Genomic DNA, 11,697 nt, shown 5'->3' with positions numbered 1-11,697 from the left:
ATGAATAATGCGGATTAAAGCAAGTAATTAAAGAGTTTCATCCAGCTATTTAGCCATTCGTTTACATCCTGTGCTACAGCGTATAATTAAGTTTTTTCATATCTACATGGGCATAATCAATGAAATAATACCGATTTAATATCTAAATGAGCCTTTGCATCGCTCACTCCCAAAGACTTTTTCGTTTATTATCGGCATTAACGATTGCAATTTCAACGCTTCACTTAAGGATCAGTTTGAAATGCAATTGGTATAAGTATGTCGTAATCGAGACCACAAGCTACCAAGGCCCTAAGTGCCTCGCTTTAAAATCATACTCAAGATATACCTAAGGCATATTTAACTCACATTAAACTCATATAAAATCGAATTTAATATGAGTTTGGTATGAGTTTAATTTGAGTTTAGTATGAGTTTAGTATGACTTTAAGGGCAAGTTGGTATTGAGCAGGTACGGAGAAGGTATATTGTAAACATACCTTAGAATCCAGGCAACCTTACTGACAAGAGCTTAAAGGACACTTTCAATTTCTCACAATTGGCATTATGAGGATGATATACATCAGGTTCTATTTGATATTTACTGAAAAACTATTTTATAAACCTTCACACGCTTATTAAGCTCAGTTCGATTAAAATTAAACAGCTCAGATTTCATTAAATGACTGATATACAATATAAATTTTTGAAGCATTCCTAGCTATGGTGATAAAATTTAGAAAAGTAGATCTGTTATTTAATCAAAAGCATAGTTTTCCACTTGTAAACAACTGTTTTCTTCGTCATATTGACTTACCATTACTTGTTCCGCGTTAAGCGGAAGCCCGCTCCCGAAAAATCGGGACTAGTTATGCTTTCGCAAAGATTCCTTGAAACCAATTATTTACAAGCGGTCTGAGCTATTAAATTTATGTCGAACTCACGTTATTAATAAATTCCATCAACAATTAGTACCAATTGTTATTCAAATTGAGCTTAAGCGAAATTTGGATTTACAATGGTAAATGCCGTAGAATCAACAACGAAAACTATTGAGATACAGTTGAAAGTAAAGCTCATTTTATTGACTAAACTAAACGGCATAACAGGTGAAATTCATTGGAAAATCTATACCACACAGAACACTTTTGTGTTGTTACCAAAAAGCTTACATTCATCGACCATTCTGAATCATATGTTACCTTTTTTTGAACGATTCCTATTCCATCTCTGACCTATCCAATTTATTATTTTGCTTTCAAATTTTAATTCAATTCAATCGTTTATGAAGATCTATTTTAGTGTTTTGCTCATATCAATACTATTCATCAATTATAATACTGAGGCACAATGCCTTTCCAGTAGCGGAGACGGAACATTTGATAACACCTCCAACTATAATCAATGGGTCAAAATGGCAGGTTCGGGAGGAGTCGATTATGGCATTTTCACTTATGAAACTGAGGAGAAGTACCTGGGAAGCGGTGCTTTAAAAGCCCAGGTCACACAACAAGCCTCATGGCAAATGCGCATGGTGAGTAGTGCCAATTGCCCTCAAACAGTAGAAGCTAACAAAAACTACAAGGTTGTTTTTGCGTTAAAAGGCCCTGAGAGAGGTACTGTGAATGTAACCCTTGACTACCCTAGTGGAGGTACTGACCTGTTAAAGACGGTGGAAGCAAATACTGAATGGACTAAACACTCTGTTGTTTTCACCCCCACTGAAGCAACAACAGAACTTAGAATTAAGATTGCCTTTGTTGATGTTGGCACCTATTACATAGATGAAATTACTTTTGGATCAGCCAATGTGGATTGCCATGGTGATGCTGATGGGACTGCTTTTATTGATGATTGTGGAATATGTGCAGGTGGCAATACTAACATTGTGCCCAATTCATTATGCCCTGTGCAGTTTATTACTCCCGATGATGCTAACATCCAATACCAAGGAGCCTTATTCAAAAATATCAACAACAGCTCTGCCGAACTGTATCGCTTTACCCAGGATTATATAGCAGGTGAGACTTATACAAAACTTGACCAGTTTTATGGACCTCATCAGGCCAAAGGTTCCAGGACGCAATCGGGTATTTCCATTGAATTTACTACCAATAGTGCTTTTGTGTTCATGCATTTTGAAACATTAGAGCACTCATTAGAAAATGGGATTCGTTTTACAGTCTTTAAAAATGACGAAATCTATATGGACAATATCAGCTCACTTGATTTTATCATTACAAACGAGCAAGAAACACTGGCGGATTATAAAGTCTATCTCCCCAGCTTACATGGCGTGAAATTCATCGGGATGGATATTGATGAAACCTCTTCATTGTCGCTATTAGATGAAGATACAAGACCTACATATATGGCCATTGGTAACTCAATTACACATGGCGTAGGACAGGACAATGCCTCACACCTCACTTACCCTGTTTTAGTGGGTCAGCAACTTGATTACAAGGTCTATAATTTAGGAATATCGGGGTCCCGCATTAATGAAGAAGTATTCAGAAACCTGGCAGGTATTGAAGGCGGACCGGACTTGTTAACTGTTTTATGGGGTTACAATAATCTGAAAGATGATATAGCATTAGCCACTCAATTGGAGGAGTATCAGCGATTGATGACTCAAATACTTATTAATTATCCCGATACGGAAGTATATGCTATCATGCAATCCTATACCTCCACCGTTTCTATGAATCATGAAAACAATAGCAATTCAGTAGCGGACTTAAGATCACTTATGCAGAATATTATTGTAGATCTTCAGTCACAGTATTCAAACCTGAAACTTATTGATGCATGGGACTACACAGATGCAGAGGGGCTGAATGATGCTGTTCACTTAAATACGAATGGGGCACAAACACTGGCTGACGGCATTGTTGACGCGATTTTAAAAAATAAAGCTACAAACGTCAATGAAGAAATAGAAACACAAAAAGGATTAAACTGCAAATACAACTCTAACACGAAAACTCTGGATATAAATAAGGAAGGCGACTACCTGATTTACTCGATAAATGGCCAGTTAATCACCTCTGGCTATTCCTTAGGTTCTGTCAATTTATCGTCAATTCCTTTAGGTATTTACATTTTAAAACTCGACAAGCTAATGTGTAAATTTATAGCTCATTAGCAAGTTGCATAATGGTATTTTAGCCATAAAAAAAAATGAATTTTCGAAATAATGCATTCTAATAAACGATAAGTAACTTAATCTATTTAAGAAGTATCGTTAAAAAGAAAAATATATGAGGTTAACTTGTATAGCTTAGCCTCTTATGTTTTCATAATAACCCGAGTTCGATTAAAATTTAAGAGCTCAGATTTCATTAAGTGATTGATATACAATCTAATTTTTTGAGGCATAGTAAACTATGGCGATTAAATTTAGAGCAGTAGATCGATTGTTTAATGAAAAGATTAATGTATCCACTTATAAACATCGATTTTCTGCGTCATATTCATTCGACATAGCCCGCTATGCCTTCACAAATAGTCCTTGAAACTCAATATTTATAAGCGATCTGAGCAATAAATTTTATGTCGAACTCGGGTTAATAATCACTCGAGTCATAAACCAAAATAGTTTAGCACCAATATTCTCATTTCTTTCAACTAAGGTTTTATTACTTTTTGTTGTCCAACAATAGCCTTGCCATCTTTCGCTACCAATAGGTAAACACCTGTAGGGTAAGCTGAAATATTAAGGTCATTAACACGATGAGCGCATGCTTTTTGTGCAACTATCCTACCCGATAAATCTGTTAGTACAAGGTTTGTTATTTTTCTATTGCATTGAATTGTTATTATCCCGGTGCTTGGATTAGGATAAATAAGTAGCTTTTCTTCAGTACTAGGACTTGGGTCAATATCTGTTGTTGTTGTTGTTTCGTTATATATTGCCTCATATGCCTTTGTTGTAGGAACATTATTGGCAACAAACCAGGCATCGGTATAATTTGACGATAGCCAATATTTAAAATCGGCACCTTCAACTTCTGGACTTGGCAGGTCAATATTATTGGTAAATTGATAATACTCAAATATTAATAATACCATTTAAATATTAAAGTGCGCTGGTATAATGCCGATACATATTCATAGTGCCTTTAGGAGTGAAGCGAACGAAAGGCGCATTTTGAATAGTAATCGGTAAAAGATCTCAATCTACTGACAATTATTCGGTAATACATTAATGACGAATCATATCTTCAGTACTTTTTCCGTCATCCACCCTTTTTCTGTTGAATAGCTCACAAATAAATATCCACTGGTCAACTCAGAAATAGTTATATCCATGTTACTTTTATCTGCCATTATAGTTTTTAACTGGTATCCGTTAACATCATGCAAATGGATCAAGCTGCCTACTTTAACATTTCTTAAATGAACTTTTCCTGAGCACGGATTAGGAAATACACTGAGTACCTCCTTCCCACTACTATCTATAGCTGTTGCATCATTATCTATAACTGCTTTCATTTGAAGGAATAATTGTTCTGCAAAATCAGCTGCTCCTTCTATGTTTAAATGCACTGCATCATTCAGTGCTTGTTCTGACGTTATCTTGTCGCCCTCAATCAAATACAATTGAGTATCACCATTTGCATTTCGCTCACTAACGACATTCTTCATAACGTTTCTGAACAGCTCCGGCGTAGCACCTGACTTTTCAGAAACGGTAACGGTAGTGTGCGTCATGGTAATACAAAAGATTCTGGTATCTGTGTGTTTTTCACGTACTGTACTCAAAAAATTAATTAATCGATTTTGATATATTTCAGGGCTTACTCCTTCACCATTAAAATCATTAAAACCAATAAGTACGGTCAACACATCAATTTCTCCAAAATCATCCCGTATCATCTCAGCCATCTTCTGTGATGTCTTTCCGCCCCCCACTGCCAAGTTGTATAAGGTCCAATCAAACTGACGTGATACAATAAAGGGGTAAGTTTCATATGTTCCATTTTGACCTCGCCCATGGGTTATGGAGTTGCCATAAGCCACATAGACAGGCTTATTTTCAACATCTAATTGAACTAATTCATAGTCAGTTTCTAGTTCTAGACCAATAAAGCTCGCATCTGTCCATAAGGGTAAAGAAATCATGTATTCTACCTCCTCATTACTATAATGTGATGTTATCGGAATGATTATTTCGTCGTTTGTATTATAGGGGTAAGTTTGCTCTATACTTAATGCATTATTTTGAAATACACCAAAGGTTGATGATGACACATTGCCTTCGCGAATTCTAAACCTGGCATTGATCTGAGGACTTGATGTTTTAAACTTAACAAGAATACCTGAGGATGAACGTGCCTTCAGAGAGTTGAAAAGATTCTCCTGAGTGGAATTGTTATATATGGCATCGGAGTGACGGTGTAAGATTAATTCACTGTTACTGTTCGATATATAATTTGCTCCTTCTATTATGATTTTTTCATGAGTTGCCGCAATTCTGTCCCATCCCTCTTCATAGCGTAACAAATCAGATACAGTAACAAAACGATAGCCCTCTTGCACCAATGTTGGCATTAAGCTTCTTAAAGCTTCAAGCGTATGGCTCCGTTCATGACATAAAATGATAGCGCCGGGAACAATACCGTCGTGTATTTTTGTTAATACAGCTAAAGCGTTTGCATCTGCACCTGAATCGCCGGAATAAACTTTAGCATTAATGGGTATTAATTGATTACTCTCCAGAACGCCTCCAACACGATAATCCTCTTCTGGGGTGACGGTATCATTATTGCGCAGCTGTCCATAATCTAAAAAAGGAGCCCTGAACAATTTAAAATGATAATCAAATGTTGATGCATATAGATTCTGCATGTCCATAATCTCGTTATAGATAGCTGCATCATCTTCCAAGTCAGGTACGCGTGCATGTGACATTGAATGGTTGCCAATTTCATGACCTTGCTTCAGCAGCTCAGTAACAATCTCTTCATTTCCCATTAATTTGTCTCCAACATTAAAAAAGGTAGCTTTACCATTGTACTGGTTAAATAGTTCGGCAAGCTGAAGTGAAAGTGTTGAGTGAGGGCCATCATCAAAGGTGAATGCTACAATTTTATCAGTGGTGCTAATTTTAGTGATTGGATTGATAGCAGCAGGTACAATCGTGATTTCTTCTTCGGTGGTACCATCATCCAATACAGCATCATCAAAAAAGTAATTACCCTTATATCCGGCGCATTGTAACATGACGCGCACCTGTTTAAAGTCAAAACCCAGACTACTCGCATCTTTTGTGTAAGTAAATTCCTGATATTCCTCTGTTAATTTAAATTCTTGAGAAGCAAAGTATTTTTTATCTCCTCCAGTTATTGTGCCTACTATCTGTATTTTAAACCCTAGATTATTTTGCAGACCTTCGGCATCGGTTTTGACCATCATCTTTGCTGTAAAAACTTTTGATTGTGTAGCGTAATCGTGTGATTTTAAACCAAAGGCACCAAAGTTGGCATTGGACAGTGTACAGGTCAGTTGGCATGCCTGATTTCCATAATTGACATTTTCTCCATTAATAAACGACACATTACCATCCCCTCCCGTTAGGGAGGCCTTTTTCCATTCTGTACTGACCAGAGCTGTTTCAAAGCCTGGGTTGAGCAATAAGTTTTGTGAGTAGGCTAATCGCACCTGAACAAGCAGAATGACAGTTAATATTATGATTGGTTTCATTTTATTGGTATTAGAAAACATCGGCTCCTAATGTTTTATACTTAATTTTTACGTTCAACATTCTTCATTAGAGACAACATCTTCTCCCCATAACGCTTACCAATCATGCGGTAACCTTCGGCATTAAAATGTGCTCTGTCTTTTGCCGGACAAGCTGCTGATGAAATAACATGGGCATTCGGTATCACTTCTGGTAGGGTATGAATAATCGGGTTCATGGTGGCGCAACAGTTATCGGGCTCTGACACCATCTCTCCCACCAGAATCGGCACCTCATCGGCTTCTAACGAAAGATCTTCCAGCATGTCATTATAAATCTTTTGCACATACATTGGCCATTCAGCATTACCGGTATTGGTTTCTCCCTGGTGCAATAATATACCCTTGATTACACCATCCTGCTGTGCTTTTTGGGCCAGTTCAATTAAACAATTATACGGATGACCTCCATAACTCGCTACTTTTCGTTCAAACCAGGCTTTACCGTCCTTCGAGTCATAATCCCGGTATTGGTCTTTATCAAATAAACGGATATCGCAGCCTCCTATTGCCACTGATATAACACCAACTTTAATGCTGTCTGATAAATTCGCCACCATTGTTCGGCCAAAATAGTCAGCTGGCGACAATCCCTTATTACAAAATCCTAAAGGCGGAACAGCCGTATACCATTCGCCTTTTTGTCGATTTAGCTCTTTACAATCCAGTGCTGCCATCACCTGAAAGCGCGCATCCACTATTCTGTCTTTTTCCTCAATCGCTCCCTGCCCTTCCATGTTGGACTGACCAAAGCAGAGGTAAATATGAAAATTTGCATCCTGAGCTAAAATAATGTTTGTTATAAATAGCACTCCTATTGCAAGCATTAGCCTGATGTTCAGTAATCTCAATATCATCATTTCGTTTTCTTAAAGTAAGTCTACCATTTAACATTTTCTTCTATAAAAGCAACTAAGTGCTTCGCCATCACCTCATGCTCATGTACTTTGGGATGTCCTTGGGTATTTTTATAGGGAAATACCAAAGTAAACAGCTTCTGATCATTCATCTCCTCTACGGCTGCTTGAACATATCCCGGCCAGGGAGAGCCTTCTTTGGTGGCATCCATGCTGCCCAGGGCACAAATAATAGAAGCTTTGGGGTATTTTGAACGAATACTACTCACAAATTCTTTATAAGCATTAATAATATAACGCTCGTCAGGGGGAGTGCTCCCAAAAGTTGCTTTAAACTCTTTACGTTCCGGCTTTTTTACCAGCCACGAGTCATTCTGAAACAAGTTGATAACTACTACTTGCGGTTTGTATTGTTTGAAGTTCCATACTCCGGAATCATCGTTTGGAGCAAAACGATCATACAATTGTGGCATTGTAAAGTTAAACCAGCTCAGCATGATGCCAATACCTCCTTTGGCGATGCAGGAATACTCCGCATCGAAATGTCGTGCCGTAATGGCCGCATAACTTTTGTAGTTATTGGTAAAGGTACTATCTGGCCTGTCGGCCTCTAAATCCTCATTACCATAACCCGCTGTTATGGAGTTGCCATAAAACTCAATTTTTCGTTTTTTCTCTTCCGGTGCTCGTAACAATTTGGCATTACCTTCAATCTTAAACTGATAAAAGGATGTTTTTCCGCGCCCCCATTCGGTTCGTTTGAATATTTCAAGTGTATGCCTTCCTTTACTTAAGCCTGAAACAAGCGTGTAGAATTTTTTCTCGGTCCCTGGATTAAAGACTATAATGCTATCATCATCTAAAATCAGATTGTAATAATTCTGGTCTTTATGATCTCTCAATAAGCCAGAGACGGCTTCGCCCTCAAAATTAAACTTAATGGATGATCCTGACCATAGCAAGTCGGCACTGTTACCTGATGAATAGTCTATGCGGCCTGAGTATTTTAGTTTTTTATTTGTATAGTCAATAACTAAGCTTTTTTTCTGACCCGCACTGGTCAGAGACAATGGTAAAAGCAATAGCAGGAATAGAATTTTTTTGTGTAGCATATAGTTGTATTAATTTTATTTCTTGTTGGCTGGTGGTAAAAACCGATCCGTTCTAAATGGACGGGCTGGCAGCCCTGCTCCATTGATTAAATTAACTTCAGGCATGGCTGAAAAAGCATACCTGACATATAATGGTCGTTCTAATTGATGACACCCTAATTCAACTTTTCCCCCTTTTATTTTTGAGTTAGCTTTATACCAGTTACCTGACTGATCAGCTAACCAAAATGCCTTAGGATCAGCGCCATCAATGGTCTGTAGTCCTTTGGCATTATCGAAGTGAAGCACCAGATTATTATTCTTGATGGTCACCCTATTAATAATGGGTCCTTGTGCCACCTGTTTCTTTTTACCTGTTTTTTGTTGGGCCACCAAAGCCAGTCTTTGGCCAATAGGTAACTTGTCTTTGGGATGAATATTTCTGGTTTCCCCCAGGTCTATTGTGGTGATGATATGTGCACTATCCAACTCCAGCACTTGACATTGCGCTTCTCTCATCCAGGCCCATGACGGCAAATCTGGTAGCTCTAACTTATCAGGCTGTTTGTTCTTCCGAATAAGGGGGTTCTCAAAGCCCGGTAACATCACAGCCATCACTTCAAGCTGATTGTTTTGCCATTCTGTTCTGATTCTCTCTATCCACAGCGGCAATGTAGTGCCATACTGTTGCATACCTTCTATTGTTTTACTATTGGCCTCTCCCTGGTACCAGGCGATTCCCCGACATGAATAAGGTGCCAGCGGATGCAACATGGCATTGTAAAGAATATTAGGCTGAGTACGTAAATAGATGTCGTCCTTGGTTGTTCGTTTGCCTTTTTTGGACAAAATACTGTCAATACGGGTATGTTTTGCCTTATCGCTATCAAAGTCATTCATGAGGCGTTTAAAATGCGGCAGTTTTTCTGTCATATCCCTGGGCATCCAGCCTTCAATAGATGAACTACCCCAGGAAGTCAGAATGATGCCAACGGGTACGTCCAAAAACTCCTGAAGGTGATAAGCAAATGCGAAGGCCACAGCACTTGGGGGATTTTTAGTTTCCCAGGTGCCTTCAAGGTATTTTTGTTCTTTGAAAGCTACAGTTTGCTGTACTTTAAAGGTTCGAATGTTACATGCTAATGGTTCTAATGCTTTTATATCTGGTATTTGCTGATAGCCCATTTGCATATTTGATTGCCCGGAACAGATCCATACTTCGCCTATTAAAACATCCCTCATTCGTATTTCCTGATCAACACACTGCACCGAAAATTCAAAGGGACCACCTGCCGGCCTTGCCGATAATACGGCTTGCCAGTATCCATTGGCATCAGCCACCACAGACAGGCTATCTTCACCTAGCGTCACCTTAAGCTGTTGATAGGCTTCTGCTTCGCCCCATATATTAATGGGCCGATCCCTTTGCAGTACCATGTGCTCTGTAAAAGGTGAAGCTAATTTAAGTTTTTGAGCAAATACCCCTGTTGTAAGAAACAAACTCATTAAGAATCCTAAAAACAGCCCTATGGCTAATCGTTTAATCATATCTTGTATACGTTTTAATTGAGCAGTTCAGGAAACACAGCTGTTAAATCCAAAGCATCATCCATCTCCTCTTGCAATTGAAGTAATTGCCCAAACAATTCTTTTATCTTCTTCTGATACTTTTGATTGCTTGCCAGATTTTTAATTTCCAAAGGATCTTTCTTCAGGTTAAACAACTTCACCTTCTGTGCTTTGGGATAAACTATGAGCTTATAGTCATCGGCCCGTACCATCCGCTGCAGTTCTTTGTAGGAACCATATATGGCATCGTAATTCCCTTTTTTACGACGGTTTTTAATCAGTGGCATCAGGCTATTAAACTCCACATAGGCGGGTTTTTCAAGGCCTGCAATTTCAAGCGTCGATGGCATGATATCTTGTAAATACACATCCACCTCATTTCTTTGACCTTCGGGCACATCAGGACCTATCACAATCAGAGGTGAACGCATACTATGATCATACATATTTTGCTTACCCAATAAGCCATGTTCGCCACAGGCCAATCCGTGATCGGCCGTGTAAAAAATGTAAGTATTATCCTTCTGTCCACTTTCCTCTAAGGCATCCAGAATACGGCCTATCTGATGATCCATGTGGGTTATAATAGCATAGTACTCCTGACGATTCACTTTAACCGCATATTCCGTTCTCGGAAATGGCGCCAGTTTCTCATCTCTCAGATTTTTTCCACATCCTATGTCATCTTTTTCAGGATAAAGAGGCTGATAATTGTCGGGTACAGAAATCTTATCCAGGGGATACATATCGACATATTCTTTAGGCGATTGACGAGGGTCATGGGGTGCATTAAAGGCCACATACATAAAGAATGGATGCTCACGACCTTTGGCCTGTTCGATAAAATCAATGAATTCATCACCCACTACCTCGCTCCAGTGTTGGCCGCCTTGCCAATAGCCGCCATGTTTAGTGTCCCAGGGTAACCAGTTTTTATCGTTTTCATCAACCGGCCTGTTATACCCTGCCTTGGTTTGCTTCGGCATCCCGTATCTTTTCGTTCCGATATAGTCAAAACACTTATCGATATCCGCCTGAATGTGCCATTTACCAGTCATATAGGTATCGTAGCCAGCTTGTTTTAACAGATTACCCCAGGTTTGAGTGATGGCTAATGAATCCTCTTTTTGAAATACGGTATTTAATTCTTTGGCCCGCCACACACTGCGTCCCGTATTAAGCATCGTACGTGAAGCAACACAAACTGCTCCTGCCCAGGCCCCCATGTTATAGTTATGCGTGAAAGTGGTACCACTCTCCACCAGCTTATCTAAGTTGGGTGTCTTGATTTCCTTATTACCTAAGGCATTAATGGTATTATAAGCCTGATCATCAGCAAATATAAATATGATATTAGGCTTTTTCTTGTTGTCGATCGCATCAGCATGATGACCATTCAATACTATAATGAGAACAACTAAAATATGTAACAGTATTTTCATCATTCAATCACT

The 11,697-nt window shown here is 38.7% G+C and carries 7 protein-coding genes; 1 reads left to right on the top strand and 6 read right to left on the bottom strand.

Going from position 1 to position 11,697, the window contains the following annotated elements; genetic code table 11:
• Nucleotides 1-1,264: 1,264 nt before the first annotated feature.
• Nucleotides 1,265-3,127 carry an SGNH/GDSL hydrolase family protein gene (locus FNN09_RS03945; protein WP_143300182.1) on the top strand — a complete coding sequence of 621 codons (1,863 nt, stop codon included), beginning with the start codon at nucleotides 1,265-1,267 and terminating at the stop codon, nucleotides 3,125-3,127.
• Nucleotides 3,128-3,609: 482 nt separating this feature from the next.
• Here FNN09_RS03945 and FNN09_RS03940 read toward each other — a convergent pair whose 3' ends face one another.
• The 6 genes from FNN09_RS03940 to FNN09_RS03915 form a co-directional block, all read right to left on the bottom strand.
• Nucleotides 3,610-4,053, bottom strand: a complete 444-nt coding sequence (locus FNN09_RS03940) for a T9SS type A sorting domain-containing protein (RefSeq protein ID WP_143300181.1) — start codon at nucleotides 4,051-4,053, stop codon at nucleotides 3,610-3,612.
• A 144-nt stretch (nucleotides 4,054-4,197) separates the two neighbouring features.
• A complete protein-coding gene (locus FNN09_RS03935; RefSeq protein ID WP_185968857.1) occupies nucleotides 4,198-6,687 on the bottom strand; it encodes a polysaccharide deacetylase family protein in 2,490 nt (829 codons plus the stop codon).
• 41 nt (nucleotides 6,688-6,728) lie between these two features.
• The gene (locus tag FNN09_RS03930) at nucleotides 6,729-7,553 is read right to left on the bottom strand and encodes a sialate O-acetylesterase (protein WP_255434003.1); all 825 of its coding nucleotides are present in this window, start codon (nucleotides 7,551-7,553) and stop codon (nucleotides 6,729-6,731) included.
• A gap of 53 nt (nucleotides 7,554-7,606) precedes the next feature.
• On the bottom strand, nucleotides 7,607-8,695 hold the full coding sequence (locus tag FNN09_RS03925) for an SGNH/GDSL hydrolase family protein (protein WP_143300179.1): 1,089 nt from the start codon (nucleotides 8,693-8,695) through the stop codon (nucleotides 7,607-7,609).
• A gap of 15 nt (nucleotides 8,696-8,710) precedes the next feature.
• The gene (locus FNN09_RS03920; RefSeq protein WP_221932414.1) at nucleotides 8,711-10,222 is read right to left on the bottom strand and encodes a sialate O-acetylesterase; all 1,512 of its coding nucleotides are present in this window, start codon (nucleotides 10,220-10,222) and stop codon (nucleotides 8,711-8,713) included.
• Between the two features lie 14 nt (nucleotides 10,223-10,236).
• A complete protein-coding gene (locus FNN09_RS03915; RefSeq protein WP_143300178.1) occupies nucleotides 10,237-11,688 on the bottom strand; it encodes a sulfatase-like hydrolase/transferase in 1,452 nt (483 codons plus the stop codon).
• Between the last annotated feature and the right edge of the window lie 9 nt (nucleotides 11,689-11,697).

Origin of the sequence: Carboxylicivirga sp. M1479 (genome assembly GCF_007097485.1) — a bacterium.
Taxonomy (GTDB): Bacteria; Bacteroidota; Bacteroidia; order Bacteroidales; family Marinilabiliaceae; genus Carboxylicivirga.
This window is presented reverse-complemented; position numbering and strand designations above follow the sequence as displayed.